The organism is Caballeronia glebae (genome assembly GCF_001545035.1).
GTDB lineage: Bacteria > Pseudomonadota > Gammaproteobacteria > Burkholderiales > Burkholderiaceae > Caballeronia > Caballeronia glebae.
The window spans coordinates 51,805-66,592 of sequence record NZ_FCOJ02000043.1; the positions used below are offsets into that span (position 1 = coordinate 51,805).

General features: G+C 61.8%; 15 protein-coding genes. 8 read left to right on the forward strand and 7 right to left on the reverse strand.

Annotated elements, in window-relative coordinates:
* Positions 1-10: 10 nt before the first annotated feature.
* A complete protein-coding gene (locus AWB82_RS25305) occupies positions 11-1,444 on the reverse strand; it encodes a heavy metal sensor histidine kinase (protein ID WP_086972111.1) in 1,434 nt (477 codons plus the stop codon).
* On the reverse strand, positions 1,441-2,112 hold the full coding sequence (locus tag AWB82_RS25310) for a heavy metal response regulator transcription factor (protein ID WP_086972112.1): 672 nt from the start codon (positions 2,110-2,112) through the stop codon (positions 1,441-1,443). The genes AWB82_RS25305 and AWB82_RS25310 overlap by 4 nt, the downstream gene beginning before the upstream one ends.
* Before the next feature lie 157 nt (positions 2,113-2,269).
* Between AWB82_RS25310 and AWB82_RS25315 the strand changes: the two genes are divergently transcribed.
* From AWB82_RS25315 to AWB82_RS25325, 3 genes are read left to right on the forward strand one after another with little or no spacing between them, the layout of a single operon-like run.
* Positions 2,270-2,854, forward strand: a complete 585-nt coding sequence (locus tag AWB82_RS25315; protein WP_086972113.1) for a cytochrome b/b6 domain-containing protein — start codon at positions 2,270-2,272, stop codon at positions 2,852-2,854.
* A 3-nt stretch (positions 2,855-2,857) separates the two neighbouring features.
* Entirely contained in the window at positions 2,858-3,631 is a 774-nt protein-coding gene (locus AWB82_RS25320) for a molybdopterin-dependent oxidoreductase (RefSeq protein ID WP_086972114.1), read from the forward strand.
* Positions 3,632-3,663: 32 nt separating this feature from the next.
* A complete protein-coding gene (locus tag AWB82_RS25325) occupies positions 3,664-4,275 on the forward strand; it encodes a hypothetical protein (protein ID WP_086972115.1) in 612 nt (203 codons plus the stop codon).
* Positions 4,276-4,335: 60 nt separating this feature from the next.
* Here AWB82_RS25325 and AWB82_RS25330 read toward each other — a convergent pair whose 3' ends face one another.
* A complete protein-coding gene (locus AWB82_RS25330; RefSeq protein WP_086972126.1) occupies positions 4,336-4,752 on the reverse strand; it encodes a MarR family winged helix-turn-helix transcriptional regulator in 417 nt (138 codons plus the stop codon).
* A 150-nt stretch (positions 4,753-4,902) separates the two neighbouring features.
* Here AWB82_RS25330 and AWB82_RS25335 point away from each other — a divergent pair, with 150 nt between their 5' ends.
* The 3 genes from AWB82_RS25335 (at position 4,903) to AWB82_RS25345 (ending at position 7,713) form a co-directional block, all read left to right on the forward strand.
* Positions 4,903-6,354 (forward strand): NAD-dependent succinate-semialdehyde dehydrogenase, encoded by a 1,452-nt coding sequence (locus AWB82_RS25335; protein WP_086972116.1) that lies wholly within the window; start codon positions 4,903-4,905, stop codon positions 6,352-6,354.
* 233 nt (positions 6,355-6,587) lie between these two features.
* The gene (locus AWB82_RS25340) at positions 6,588-6,818 is read left to right on the forward strand and encodes a hypothetical protein (protein ID WP_086972117.1); all 231 of its coding nucleotides are present in this window, start codon (positions 6,588-6,590) and stop codon (positions 6,816-6,818) included.
* 64 nt (positions 6,819-6,882) lie between these two features.
* Entirely contained in the window at positions 6,883-7,713 is an 831-nt protein-coding gene (locus AWB82_RS25345) for an NAD(P)-dependent oxidoreductase (RefSeq protein WP_086972118.1), read from the forward strand.
* Between the two features lie 3 nt (positions 7,714-7,716).
* Here AWB82_RS25345 and AWB82_RS25350 read toward each other — a convergent pair whose 3' ends face one another.
* Positions 7,717-9,141, reverse strand: a complete 1,425-nt coding sequence (locus tag AWB82_RS25350) for an aminotransferase-like domain-containing protein (protein ID WP_086972119.1) — start codon at positions 9,139-9,141, stop codon at positions 7,717-7,719.
* 302 nt (positions 9,142-9,443) lie between these two features.
* Here AWB82_RS25350 and AWB82_RS25355 point away from each other — a divergent pair, with 302 nt between their 5' ends.
* On the forward strand, positions 9,444-9,767 hold the full coding sequence (locus AWB82_RS25355; RefSeq protein ID WP_086972120.1) for a DUF2917 domain-containing protein: 324 nt from the start codon (positions 9,444-9,446) through the stop codon (positions 9,765-9,767).
* Positions 9,768-9,850: 83 nt separating this feature from the next.
* On the opposite strand, the gene acnA is transcribed toward AWB82_RS25355, so the two are convergent.
* Genes acnA through AWB82_RS25370 form a run of 3 tightly spaced genes read right to left on the reverse strand, consistent with a single transcriptional unit; the run spans position 9,851 to position 14,592 of the window.
* Positions 9,851-12,556: an aconitate hydratase AcnA gene (gene acnA, locus AWB82_RS25360; RefSeq protein WP_086972121.1), complete on the reverse strand. Its 2,706-nt coding sequence runs from the start codon at positions 12,554-12,556 to the stop codon at positions 9,851-9,853.
* A 39-nt stretch (positions 12,557-12,595) separates the two neighbouring features.
* Positions 12,596-14,047 (reverse strand): bifunctional 2-methylcitrate dehydratase/aconitate hydratase, encoded by a 1,452-nt coding sequence (locus tag AWB82_RS25365; RefSeq protein WP_086972122.1) that lies wholly within the window; start codon positions 14,045-14,047, stop codon positions 12,596-12,598.
* A 32-nt stretch (positions 14,048-14,079) separates the two neighbouring features.
* On the reverse strand, positions 14,080-14,592 hold the full coding sequence (locus AWB82_RS25370; RefSeq protein WP_086972127.1) for a hypothetical protein: 513 nt from the start codon (positions 14,590-14,592) through the stop codon (positions 14,080-14,082).
* Here AWB82_RS25370 and AWB82_RS38475 point away from each other — a divergent pair.
* Positions 14,585-14,788, forward strand: a 204-nt coding sequence (locus AWB82_RS38475) for a hypothetical protein (protein WP_235023434.1), incomplete at its 3' end; no start/stop codon positions are given. The two genes, AWB82_RS25370 and AWB82_RS38475, sit on opposite strands and share 8 nt — an antisense overlap.

Here is a 14,788-nt window from a genome sequence, read left to right on the forward strand (position 1 = left end):
CGGCCGGAATTCAGGGCGTGGTCGCGCGGCGATCCCGCTCAGGTTCCGGCGCATTCGGAAAGCGCAAGGTGAATTCGATCCATCCGTCCTGCGTGCATTGCGCGGATGCACCGCCGCCATGCAAGCGCATGATCGCCTGAACGATCGATAACCCGAGCCCGCTCGATTCCGTGAACTCGCTGCGCGCCGCATCGCCGCGATAGAAGCGGTCGAAGAGCTTCGCGAGCTCTTCCTCCTCGATGCGCGCGCCGCGATTGCCCACGACGATGCTCGCGCCTTGTTCGTCCGCGTGTCCGGAAAGCCGCACCACGGTTCCCGCCGTCGCATAACGCACCGCATTCACGACGACATTGCCGATCGCCCTTCGGCACATGATTGCGTTTGCAACTATTTCACCGTCGGCGTGAATATCGAACGTGATGCGGCGTTCATCGGCGATACCTTCGAAGTAGGCGCCGATGGTCTCCAGCTCTTCGCGCAGATCGAGCCGCTCGCGTTCGATGCGCTGCTGCCCATGATCCGCCTGCGCGAGAAACAGAATGTTCTGCGCGATTCGCGCGAGCCGTTCCAGTTCTTCCAGATTCGATTCGAGCACGCCGCGATATTCCGCGACGCTGCGCTCATGTGCGAGCGTGACCTGCGTTTCGCCGATCAGCACGCCGATCGGCGTGCGCACCTCGTGGGCGAGATCGGCGGAGAATTGCAGCAAGCGTTCGTAGCCGTGTTCGAGTCGGTCGAGCATTGCATTGAACGATGCCGCGAGGCTCTGTAATTCCGCGGGCGCATGCGCGACGTCGAGCCGCGCGGACAATCGATTCGGCGTGATCTCGGCGGCCTTGTCCGCCATGAGCTTGAGCGGCATGAGGCCGCGGCTCGTGACCCACCACGCGAGCAGCAACGTCACGATCACCGCGCCGATCACGTTGATCCACACGCGTTTCAAATACGCCGACAACACGATCGCTTCCTGCGTCATCACGTGCGCGGCGATGATTTCCACGACTTCGCCGTTCTCGCCGATACGCGCCTGCGCGCCGACCCAGCGCATGCGCACGCCGTCCGCGCGCGAGCCTTCGTACAGGTCGTCGAGTCCGATGGCGCGCGTCATGGGCACGACATCGAGCGGCGGCAACGGCATCTTCTCCGGATTGACGTTGATGAAAGTCCCAGAGCCCGCGCGTCGAAAGAGGATGACGTCCTGACGGTCGCCGAGCATCGTCTCGAAGAGCTTCGGGCGCGCTTCGATTTCCTTGATCGTGTAGAGATCGTGCAGCAGCGAACGAAAGTGCTCGACACGTCCGATCAACTGATAATCCGCGCGCGTGGAAAGCGCGCGATTGGTCGCGTGATAGAGCGACGCGCCGATCATGCCGACCACGACGCACACGACCACCGCAAACGAAAGCGCGATGCGTACGGCAAGCGAGCGCGAAGACCGGTTCAAGGATTCTCCCCGAACGAATAGCCGATGCTGCGCACCGTGTGAATCAGCTTGAGATCGAACGGGTTATCGATCTTCGCGCGCAGCCGCTTGATCGCGACATCGACGACATTGGTGTCGCTGTCGAAGTTCATGTCCCACACTTCCGATGCGATCAGCGTGCGCGACAAAGCCTCGCCCTGATGCTTGCAAAAGAGATGCAGCAGCGCGAATTCCTTGTTCGTCAGCACGATGTCGATGCCCTTGCGCGTCACCTTGCGGCGCAGGACATCGACATGCAGGTCCGCAATCTTGAAGGTATCGGATTCGCGCATCACGCCGCGTCTGAGCAGCGTGCGAATGCGCAGCACGAGTTCGGTGAAGGAGAAGGGCTTGACGAGATAGTCGTCCGCGCCGAGTTCGAGTCCGTGAATGCGGTCTGTCACGTGATCGCGCGCGGTGAGAAAAATGACAGGCAGGTCACGTTTCGCGCGCAACGCCGACATTACCTGCCAGCCGTCGATGCCGGGCAGCATCACGTCGAGCACGATCAGCTCGTAAGGGTTCGCGAGCGCCTGATGCAGACCGTCCGTGCCGTTGCGAACGAGCTCGACCTGATAGCCGGACTCGATAAGCCCTTTTTTCAGGTAATCGCCTGTCTTGCGGTCGTCTTCGATAACGAGGATGGTCATGCTGCGCGCTGCATTCGATGGATTGCCGACATTCTAGCCAGAGCCCGCATGACTCTTGCAAAGATGACAAAAAAGTCATCGAGAGGTCATCGATCGATCAGCGGCGCGTCGCTAACATGCCCCACGAAAACTCAATCGACAAGCGAGGTTCGACGACGTGCAAGTACAACCATTATGGCTGCGCATCACGCACTGGCTCAACGCGCTCGCCGTGTTGATCATGGTGACGAGCGGCTGGCAGATCTACAACGCATCGCCGATATTCAAGTCCATTACCTTCTCGCCCGCGCTCACGCTCGGCGGCTGGCTCGGCGGCGCGCTGCAATGGCATTTTGCGGCGATGTGGCTGCTGGTCGCGAATTTCATCGTGTACGTCGCGATGAATCTTTTCACCGGCCGCCTGCGCCGCCGCATGTTTCCGCTCTCCATCAAGAGCATTTTCACCGACGCCCTCGCTGCGTTACGCGGCAAACTCGGTCACGCCGATCTCACGCATTACAACGCCGTTCAAAAGTTCGCGTATCTCGCGGTGATCGTGGACATTGTGATCGTGATCCTGTCGGGCCTCGCGGTGTGGAAGTCGGTGCAGTTCCCCTTGCTTCGCGCGCTGATGGGCGGTTACGACAGCGCTCGCGTCGTGCATTTTTTCGGCATGAGCTTTGTGGTGGCGTTCGTTGTGGTGCACGTCGTGATGGTCGCCCTCGTGCCGCGCTCGCTCGTGCTGATGATTCGAGGTCGCTAAACCATGTCGCTCAAGCTTTTCAAATCGAGACCCGACGCGGAACTCATCATCAAGGACGCGGCGAAGGAATTAAAGGCGCCGGCGCGCCGTTTATTCGGTAAGCGCATTCTTTCGCTCGGGGGCCTGGCGATGCTGTCCGGCTGCAATATCAGCGATGACAAATCGGTCAACGCCATGCTGCGCCGCATTTCGTTCTTCAACGACGACGTACAGGCGCTCCTGTTCGATCCGAACAAGCTCGCGCCGACGTATCCCGAGTCGATGATCACGCGGCCGTTTCCGTTCAATGCTTTCTATGACATCGACGAAGTGCCCGCAGTCGATCCGTCGACGTACAAGCTGGAAATAGGCGGCCTCGTCAAAGGCAAACGCGTGTGGACGCTCGACGAACTGCACGCGATGCCGCAGGAAAGCCAGGTGACGCGGCATATCTGCATCGAAGGCTGGAGCGCGATCGGCAAATGGGGCGGCGTGCGCTTCGCGCAGTTCCTCGCGCACGCGGGCGCCGATACCAGCGCGAAATACGTGGCCTTTCATTGCGCCGACAACTACTCGACGAGCATCGACATGCCGACCGCGCTGCACGCGCAAACGCTGCTCACGCTGACCTATGACGGCCAGATCTTGCCGCCGAAATACGGCTTCCCGATGAAGCTGCGCATGCCGACCAAGCTCGGCTACAAGAACCCGAAACACATCGTCGCGATTACCGTGACGAACGAATATCCCGGTGGCTATTGGGAGAACCAGGGCTACAACTGGTTCGGCGGTTCCTGAAGCCTTTGCTTTCATCACTCGAAGGAGATTGCATGTCGATTCGAATCAAACTCGGCGTCAGCATCGTGACGCTCGCACTCGCTTCCGCGGCTTTTGCACAGACGCCTGCGGCGAAACCCGCGCGCATTCGCGGCGATATCGTGTCGCTATCGGGCGATACGCTCACCGTTCATCGGCGTAGCGGCGATACCGTGAAGATCGCGGTCAAAACGGACACGCCCGTCACCGCGCTGAAGAACATCAAGCTGCAGGACATCAAGCCTGGCTCGTTCGTCGGCACGGCGGCGACCACCGGCACGGACGGCAAGCTCACCGCGACCGAAGTGCTCGTGTTCCCGGAAGCGGCGCGCGGCACTGGCGAAGGACACTATGCGTGGGACCTCGGCCCGGCCAGCTCGATGACCAACGCGAACGTCGATCAGGTCGTGCAAGGCACGAGCGGCCGCGATCTGAAGCTCTCGTACAAAGGCGGTTCGAACGCGGTGACGGTGCCGGATAACGTGCCCGTGGTGACGTTCGCACCCGCGACGCACGACGACCTGAAGCCCGGCAAGAAGGTGTTCGTGGTCGCGACTCCGGCGGGTTCGGACTTCGCGGCGCAGCGTATCGTCGTGGAGAAGGATGGCGTCGCGCCGCCGATGTAAGCGCCACGCCTGCAAAGCGCCATGCACACGCCCGCGAATCGAGAGATTCGCGGGCGTGTGTCATTCCAGCGTCGTGCGTATGTGCCTGACGCTCGATACGGTGTCGTCGAAACGCGCATTGCCCAGCTTGCGCTTCATGCGCCGCGTGATTTGCGAACTGGCCGCGCCGATGCGGTCCATGATCGCGTGTGCGGAATCGGTCGGATGAATGGCGGCTTCGCGGCCATCGCGTTCAGTCGACCAGCGCTCGACGAACCCGAGTCTTGCGAGACCGTCCAGCGTGCGTGTGGCGGTTGGCCGCGAGATCGCGAGCGCATCGGCGAGCGTGCCCTGCAATTGACCCGGACGCTCGACGACCGCGCGCAACATGAATGCCTGCGACGGCGTGAGTCCGAAAGGCTTGAACGCTTTGGCCCATTCGCGTTCGAGCGTGCGCGCGAGCGCGGCGGTATTGAAATAAAGGCATTCGTCGAACATACGGTTCACCGTCATGTCATGTAGTTAGATCTGCAACTATCGATTGAACGTCGCGCGTATCAGCAGATTTTACGCGGCCGGGATAACATGGCGGTCTGCGTCATTTGATCCTGCGCAAGCATCAGGCCACGCGCTCCTAAGGAGATATGCATGAGCAACACTCGTTCCGACCTTCCCGCCTATCCGAATACCCGGCTTTATATCGACGGCGCCTGGCGCGACGGTTCGCGCGACACGGCCGTGATCAATCCGGCAAACGAAGCGGAGATCGGCCGCCTCGCGCTCGCGGGCGAAGCCGAGCTTTCACTCGCAGCCGAAGCCGCCGCGCGCGGGTTCAAGGAATGGCGCAAGGTTTCGCCCTACGAGCGCAGCAAGCTGATGCGTCGTGCGGCGCAGAACATCCGCGAGCGCGCGGAGCAGATCGCCGCCATCATGACGATGGAGCAGGGCAAGCCGTTCGGCGAGGCGCGCATCGAGACGCTGTCGGCGGCGGACATCATCGAATGGTTCGCGGAAGAAGGGCGGCGCACGTATGGCCGCGTGATTCCGTCGCGAACGGACGCCGTGCGCCAGATCGTCACGCGCGAGCCGGTCGGTCCGGTCGCCGCGTTCACGCCGTGGAATTTCCCGATCAATCAGGCGGTGCGCAAGGTATCGGCCGCGCTTGCGTCGGGTTGCTCGGTCGTGCTGAAAGGCCCCGAGGAAACGCCCGCGAGTTGCGCGGCGCTCGTACAGGCCTATGCCGATGCAGGCCTTCCCGCCGGCGTTCTGAATCTGGTCTTCGGCGTGCCCGCCGATGTCTCGAAGTATCTGATCGCGCATCCGGCGATCCGCAAGATTTCGTTCACCGGTTCGACGCCGGTCGGCAAGCTGCTCGCGTCGCTCGCGGGCGAGCACATGAAACGCGCGACGATGGAACTGGGCGGCCACGCGCCGGCCATCGTCTTCAAGGACGCTGACATTCCGCGCGCCGCGAAGATGCTGGCTTCGGCGAAATTCCGCAATGCGGGTCAGGTCTGCATTTCGCCGACGCGCTTTCTCGTCGAAGAATCCGCATACGAGGAGTTCGTGCAGCACTTCGTCGCCACCGCGCGCGCGGTGAAGGTCGGCAACGGTCTCGACGACGGCGTGCAGATGGGCCCGCTCGCGAACGGCCGCCGTCTCGAAGCGATGGAACGTCTCGTCGCCGATGCGCGCGAGCACGGCGCGAAGGTGTTGACGGGCGGCGAGCGCATAGGTCGAGAAGGCTACTTCTTCGCACCGACCGTGCTCACCGATGTGCCGCTCTCCGCGCGCATCATGACCGAAGAGCCATTCGGCCCGGTCGCGCCGATTGCATCGTTCAAGTCGTATGACGAAGTTATCGCCGAGGCCAATCGGCTGCCTTACGGGCTCGCGGCCTACGCTTACACGAGCTCCGCGGCGACCTCGGCGGCGGTGTCCGACGATATCGAAAGCGGCATGCTCTCGATCAATCATCACGGCCTCGCATTGCCGGAGACGCCGTTCGGCGGAGTCAAGGATTCCGGCTACGGTTCGGAAGGCGGCAGCGAAGCGATGGATGCGTATCTCGTCACGAAGTTCGTGACGGAACATCGTTGATTTCCGCAGCGGTAGATTAGTTCGACAAGCGGCCCTTCGATGGGTCGCTTTCTTTCATAAACATATGATAAGGATGACGAATAAAAGAAATTGGAAAGATGGCTGAAATCATCATGGAATAAGCGCCAGTTTCATAACTGTAACCGCGTAACACGCGGAAAAACGACCGTAGCCGAATTGCCAGCTTCGTTCTCTAGCATGTGATTCTGCTCGTCCGACGCATGGAGAATCGAATGCTGAGCCCACACGAAATTTCCACGCTGTTGCTGATCCAGCGCGCGCCGCATCAGGTCGAGGTCTTCGGTCAACACGCGGCCCGTTTGCGGCAGGAAGCCCTCGTCGAAATTACGCGGCTGCCGACCGGCGTGCCGATCCCGCATCTCACGCCGAAGGGACAAGACGTGTTGAACCGTCTCGATGCGCTCTTGAAGCTTCGCTCGGACGAAGCCGAAGAGAGCGAATAGCCCGAGCGCGTTCGCGCCTGCGGGCGTATTCTGTGTCTCGTTCGCGCAAACAAGGAGCCTGCAAGTGACTCAATCGAAACAAACGACGATCGCGATTCTGGGCGCGGGCAGCATGGGGTCGGCCATAGGTCGTGCATTGACGCAGGGCGGCGCACGCGTGCTGACATCGCTCGAAGGCCGCAGCGCCACCAGTGCGGCGCGTGCGCGCGAGGCCAACATGGAAGACGCAAGCCTCGACAACCTCGTGGCATGCGATTTCATTCTGTCGATCGTGCCGCCCTCGGTCGCGGTCGAAACCGCGCAGCGCATGGCACCGCTGCTCGAACGCGCGAGCGTGGCGCCGCTCTATATCGACTGCAACGCGATCAATCCCGATACCGTCAGGCAGATCGAGCGCACGCTGGAGGCGACGGGCACGCCGTTCGTCGATGCTTCGATCATCGGCCAGCCTGCATCGCCTAAGTTCTACATGTCGGGGCCGCATGCGCGGCGCACGCAGCCGCTCGCCGATCACGGTCTCGTCGTGCAGGTGCTCGATGGACCAGTTGGCGCCGCGTCTGCGCTCAAGATGTCGTATGCGGGCATTACGAAAGGTCTCACGGCCCTCGGCTCGGCCATGGCGCTCGCGGCGATGCGCAACGGCGCGGGCGACGCGCTTCGCAGCGAGCTTGCAGCAAGTCAGCCCGCGCTCGCCGCGTGGCTCGGGGGCAATGTGCCGCGCATGCCGCCGAAAGCGTATCGCTGGGTCGCGGAGATGGAAGAGATCGCGCAGTTCATCGGCGATGAATTTGCGGAGCATCGCATCTACGAAGGCGCGGCCGGACTTTACGCGCGGCTTGCCAACGACCACGATGCGACGGACGCGCTCGAACGTTTCTTCAACGAGCGGCGTTAGGCGTCAAGCGCGCACCGTGGCGGCTTCCGTCATGTACTCGAAGAAGCGCACCGCGCGCCGGTCGCCCGCATAGGCCGAGTTGATCCGCACCCACGCACACACTTCGCCGTTCGGACGGTAATAGCTGCCCGGCGCGAGCGTCACGCCGAACTTCACGGCTTCTTCGACGAGCACGGAAGAATCGTCGATGCCTGGCACTTTCGCCCAGACGAAGTTTCCGCCGCCCGGTTCGTCGAATACGTCCCAGCCATAAGCTTCGAGCGTTTGCACCGCGCTCGACAGCGAATCGCGCACGCGTTTGCGCAAGCGCTCCAGATACTTGCGATACGTGCCGCGCTCCAGCAGGCTCGCCGCGACGCTCTCCGCGAAACGCGTGCCGCCGAGACTCGTCAGCACCTTCACGTCGACGAGATTCTTCACGAGCTCTCGATTCGCCGCGAGGTAGCCGATACGCAGCGACGACGACAAGGTCTTCGACAAGCCGCCCACGTAGATCACGCGATCGAGCTGATCGAGCGATGCAAGCCGTTGTGTCGGCACGGCCTGAAAGTCGGCGTAGATGTCGTCCTCCACGATCGAAAAACCGTGCTGCGTGGCGAGTTGCAGCAGCTTGAACGCGACCTGCGGCGCGATGTTCGTCGCGGTCGGATTCTGAAACACGGTATTGAGGAAGAAGAGCTTCGGCTGATGCTGCCTGAGCAGTTCTTCGGCGACATCGATATCAGGCCCGTTCGCGAGCCGCGGCACGCCGACGAGCCGCACGCCCTGCAGCTTCAAGAGCCCGAAGAGGTTGTAGTAACCGGGATCCTCGACGAACACCGTATCGCCCGGCTTCAGCATGTAGCGCACGACGAGATCGAGCGCCTGGCTCGCGCCGTTCGTGATCATCACGTTGGGAAGATCGGCGTCGATGCCGAGCGCGTTGATGCGCATCGCGACCTGCTGACGCAAACAGGTGTCGCCGTGGGGAATCGCGTAATCGATCACGCTCGGCACGTCGATGCGCGACGCCTGACGGATCGCCTGCGTGAGGCCGTCCACATCGCGCCACGCCTCGGGAATGAAGCCGCTCGACAGCTTCAGCGTCTCGCCGGGGTAGTTGAACTGCTGGAGGATCTGGTTCGATTCCTCTTCGGCGAGCCGCGGGTCGCAATTGCCCGCGTTGCTGTCGCGTTCGTCGACGTGATTCGCCACATAGAAGCCGGAACCGTGCTTCGGCTGAATGAGCCCGCGCGACGCGAGACGGTCGTAAGCCTCGATCACCGGAAAGCGGCTGATGCGCTGCTCGGCGGCAAGCTGGCGAATCGATGGCAGTTTCGCGCCCGCGAGCACGCGGCGCGAGCGGATCATCGCCTCGATCTGGCTGACGATCTGCTCGGTCAGCGGCACGCCGGTACCGCCGTCGATGTGGAGCGGAAGTGCATTCATGATGTCTGGAACTGTTCAGTTATTTGCAGTGAACAGTTCGAATTCGCTGTTCATCAGTGTCGTGACACCATTCGAACGCATCCGAAAACCCGCGTCAAGACTGGCCGAACGGCTAGGCGCAGTGTTTTTAAAGTGTCAAATCGATCCGAACTGTTCGGTCGATTTGGCTTAACAGTTCCGGCGAAACTGTTCGTAAGTGTTCATTCAAGCTGTTCGGAATCGGTCGAATAATAGGATCAACGGCTACCTTTGCTTTTTCTAGCGGGCGGCCTTCCCGTTACGCGATTTGAAGGAGCGGCATCATGCGTGAAATCCGGACATTTGAACTCGATGGGCGCGACGCGCCTGTGCGATGGGTGATCGATCGGCCCCAGACCTTGCGCGTGACGCGCGGGCAAATCTGGCTGACCATCGAAGGCGCCGCCGACGATTACTGGCTGGACGCGGGCGCGTCCGTTGAGCTGAAGCCCTACACGACCATCTGGGTCAGCGGGACGAAGGACGCCAGTTGGTTCTCGATGGCTTCGGACTCGACGCGGCCCGGCGCGCGCCGCTTGAGCGAGATTGCGCGCGGCTGGTTCGCGCCTCGCACGACGTCGGTGCGCATCGCGACTTCCAGAGCGTAAGGCGAAAAAAAACCCGGCCGAGGCCGGGTCCAATGTTCCCGCGCTCTCGCGAGCGCGGTCACCTGCAAAACTGCTGACGCTTCTTACGCCGCGAGCAGCGAGCGCAGCACGAACGGCAGAATCCCGCCGTGCTTGTAGTAGTCGACTTCGATCGGCGTGTCGATGCGCAGCAGCACCTGCACGCGATCTTCCTTGCCGTCCTTGCGATGGATCACCAGCGTGACTTCCTGCTGCGGCTTGAAGTCGTTGCCGAGGCCTTCGATGTCGTACGTCTCTTCGCCCGTGATGTTCAGCGACTGCACGCTGTCCGCGCCCTTGAACTGCAGCGGCAGCACGCCCATGCCGACGAGGTTCGAGCGATGGATACGCTCGAAGCTGCGCGCGACCACGGCCTTCACGCCGAGCAGTTGTGTGCCCTTCGCCGCCCAGTCGCGCGACGAGCCCGTGCCGTACTCTTCGCCCGCGAAAATCACGGTTTGCGTGCCGGCGTCGATGTATTTCATCGCCGCGTCGTAGATCGACAGTTGTTCGCCGTCCGGCTGATGAATCGTCAGGCCGCCTTCGATACGCGTGCCATCGGCCTGCGCCGGGATCATCAGATTCTTGATGCGGACGTTCGCGAAGGTGCCGCGCATCATCACGTCGTGGTTGCCGCGACGCGAGCCGTAGCTGTTGAAATCGGCCTTCTGCACGCCGTTCGCCTTCAGCCACACTCCCGCCGGCGACGTTTCCTTGATCGAACCCGCCGGGCTGATGTGGTCCGTCGTCACGGAGTCGCCGAAGATGCCGAGCGCGCGCGCGCCCTTGACCGCCGGAATCGAATCGGCCGGCTTCATCGAGAAATCGCTGCCGAAGAAGGGCGGCTCGGCGATGTACGTCGACTTCGGCCAGTCATAGACCTGACCGGTTTCGCCCGCGATCTTGCTCCACAGGTCGCCGTCCTTCGTGAGTTGCGAGTAGTTCTCGCGGAACGCTTTCGCGTCGAGCGCGAACTTGAGCAGCGCGTGGACTTCGTCGCTTGTCGGCCAGATGTCGCCGAGATAGATGTCGCGACCGTCCGTGCCTCGGCCGACCGGCTCGGTCATCAGGTCGCGCGTGATGTTGCCCGCGATCGCGTAGGCCACGACCAGCGGCGGCGATGCCAGGAAGTTCGCGCGAATGTTCGGGTGAATGCGCGCTTCGAAGTTGCGGTTGCCCGACAGCACGGCTGCCGCGACGACGTCGTTCTTCGTGATGGCGTCGTTCAGTCCCGGCGTGAGATCGCCCGCGTTGCCTATGCACGTCGTGCAGCCATAAGCGGCGAGCGAGAAGCCGAGCTTGTCGAGGTAGGGCAAGAGGCCCGTCTTCGTCAGATACTCGGTGACGATGCGCGATCCCGGCGCGAGCGAGGTCTTGATGTGCGGCGCGACCGTCAGACCCGCTTCGACGGCCTTCTTCGCGAGCAGTCCGGCGGCGAGCAGCACGCTCGGATTCGACGTGTTCGTGCACGACGTGATCGCGGCGATCAGCACGTCGCCGTTCTTCAGGTTCACGCCGTCGCTCGTCTCGTAGCTCGCTTCGAGCTCGGCGGCCTTCTTGTTGAAGCCGTTCTCGCCGACCGGCTTCGAGAACAGATCGACGAACGTGCTCTTCACATTGCCGATTTCGATGCGGTCTTGCGGACGCTTCGGACCCGCCAGCGACGGCGCGACCGTGCCGAGATCCAGCGTGAGCGTCTTGGTGTAGTCGATGTCGCCGGCCTTCGGCACGCCCCACAGCTTCTGCGCCTTGAAATACTGCTCGAACGCGGCGATTTCGGCGTCGGTGCGGCCCGTGCCCTTGAAGTAATCGATAGTCTTTTCGTCGACCGGGAAGAAGCCCATCGTCGCGCCGTACTCGGGCGCCATGTTGCCGATGGTCGCGCGATCCGGCACGCCGATCGATGCCGTGCCAGCGCCGAAGAACTCGACGAACTTGCCGACGACCTTCTCCTTGCGCAGCATTTCGGTAATGGTCAGTACGAGATCGGTCGCCGTGCAGCCTTCGCGCAACTTGCCCTTCAGCTCCACGCCGACGACGTCCGGCGTCAGGAAGTACACTGGCTGGCCGAGCATGCCCGCTTCAGCCTCGATGCCGCCCACGCCCCAGCCCACCACGCCAATGCCGTTGATCATCGTCGTGTGCGAATCGGTGCCGACGAGCGTGTCCGGATAGTAGACGCCGTCCTTCTTGTGTACGCCGCGCGCGAGGTATTCAAGATTCACCTGGTGCACGATGCCGATGCCCGGCGGCACGACCTTGAACGTGTCGAATGCCTGCATGCCCCACTTCATGAACTGGTAGCGCTCGTTGTTGCGCTGAAATTCCAGCTTCATGTTCAGGTCGAGCGCGTCCGGCTGGCGGAAATAATCGATCTGCACCGAGTGGTCGACGACGAGATCCACCGGCACCAGCGGCTCGATCGCCTTCGGGTCCTTGCCCGCGCGCTGCGCGACGCCACGCATGGCGGCAATGTCGGCGAGCAGCGGCACGCCGGTAAAGTCCTGCAGTACGACGCGCGCGACGACGAACGGAATTTCATCGACGCGAGCGGCATTCGGTTTCCAGTTCGCGAGTTGCTGGATGTGCTCCTCGGAGATTTTCTTCCCGTCGTAGTTGCGCAGCACCGCTTCGAGCACCAGACGAATCGAAAGCGGCAGGCGCTCGATCTTGACCTTCAGCGCGTCGCCGAGTTGCGGCAACGAGTAGAACTTGGCTTTGCCGGAACCGCTGTCGAATTCCTTGAGCGTGTTGTGGAGATTGTGGGCCATGGTTATTTTCCTTGGACTAAGACGAGGAAATTGCGCTGCTTAAATCACGTACAGATCGACATATTCATTGACCGGCATCGCTTCGAGCTTTGCCTGATCGAGCGATACCGCGAGGATCGCCTGCTGCTGCTTCTGCGGGAAACGGCGCGCCAGATTCGTCCTGAACTTTTCGACGAGCAGCGGAATGCCTTCCGCGCGACGACGCTTGTGACCGATCGGATAGTCGACCGCGACTTCAGCGAGCTTCGATCCGTCGATGAATTCGACGGTCAATGCATTCGCGATCGAGCGCTTGTCCGGATCGTGATAGTCCTTCGTGTATTGCGGGTCTTCCACGCATTCCATCTTCGCGCGCAATACGTCGATGCGCGGATCTTGCGCGATCGAATCTTCGTAATCGGCTGCGGTGAGACGACCGTGAATCAGCGGCACGGCGACCATGTACTGAATGCAGTGATCGCGGTCCGCGGGGTTGTTCAGCGGCCCCTTCTTGTCGATGATGCGAATCGCCGCTTCGTGCGTGCGAATCGTGACCTTGCGGATGTCATCGACGGACTTGCCGGCTTCCTTCAGCTTCTCGTGCAGCGTCATGGCCGCTTCGACGGCCGTTTGCGAATGGAACTCGGCGGGAAACGAGATCTTGAAGAGCACGTTCTCCATCACATAAGAGCCATACGGACGCTGAAACTGGAACGCGTTGCCCTTGAAGAGCACGTCGTAGAAGCCCCATGTTGTAGCGGTCAAAACGGACGGATAGCCCATCTCGCCGGTCTTCGCGATCAGCGCGAGACGCACGGCGCGCGAGGTCGCATCGCCCGCTGCCCACGACTTGCGCGAACCCGTGTTCGGCGCGTGCCGATACGTGCGCAGCGAATGACCATCGACGAAGGCCAAGGATACCGCGTTGATCAACTCGTCGCGCGTCAGGCCGATCATCTGCCCGACGACCGCGGTGGAAGCGAGCTTGACGAGCAGCACGTGATCGAGACCCACTCTGTTGAACGAGTTTTCGAGCGCGATGCAGCCCTGAATTTCGTGCGCCTTGATCATCGCGATCAGGACGTCTTTCATGGTGAGCGGCTTCTTGCCCGACGCGATCGCGTTGCGCGAAAGCCAGTCGGCCGTCGCAAGAATACCGCCGAGGTTATCCGACGGATGGCCCCATTCGGCGGCGAGCCACGTGTCGTTGAAGTCGAGCCAGCGGATCATTGCGCCGATGTTGAAGGCGGCCTGAACCGGGTCGAGTTGAAACTGGGTGCCTGGCACCTTCGCACCGTTGGGGACGATCGTGCCCGGCACGATTGGTCCCAGCAGCTTGGTGCAGGCGGGGTACGAGAGGGCTTCGAGTCCGCAGCCGAGCGTGTCGATCAGGCAGTTGCGCGCCGTTTCGAGCGCAAGCGTGCTGTCGACTTCGTAGTCGAGCACGTAGTCGACCATTTCGACGAGTACCTTGTCCGGCTCGGGCCGGACGTTGGAAATCGGTGCGGACATCGAGGGATTCCTGATGTAAGTGCCGGGCTAACTTACTCCGCGTTCTTGATGAGCGCGTTCGATTGGGTCGGCGCTGCGCCGCCAGCGGCCATTTCGGCCGTCATGCATTCGTCGGCGAGGCGCGACGAGTCCTTGTCCGAGAACAGCATTGCCTTCGACGGAATCACGACGAGGTCCATGCCCGACGCCGGATCGTGGAAGCGGTCTGCACCCGTCGTCGTGTCCTGACGCGGCAGCTTGTAGTCCTTCTTGGCCCAGTTCACCGTGACGATGGTGTCACGCTTCATGTCGCCTTTCAGGAAGAAAGCGCTGCCGTCCTTGCACGACCACTTCACTGCGCCTTCGGGAATCGGATCGATCTTGGCTGCGGCGGCCGCTTCGGCCTTGGGGCTGCGCTTGATCAGGCGGTGCGCCGGAGCGGGACGCTTCACCGCGGCCTTGGCCTTGCTTGCATCGGTCGTCGTCGCAGCGAAGGCGCCGGCGCTGACGAAGATGCTCGTCGTAGCCAGCGTGCCGGCGATTGCAGCGATCAGAAGTTTGTTCATCGAAAAACCTTTCAAAAACATTGGGATTGGATTGCGTTTGCCGCGCGGTGGATTTTCTCATCGTGAAATCCGATCGCGCAGTCCGCTATTTTCGCTTATTTATCGGGACGAACTTCAAATTCTCCGGTCCCGTGTAATTCGCGCTCGGCCGGATGATCTTGTTGTCGATACGTTGCTCGATGATGTGCGCGCTCCA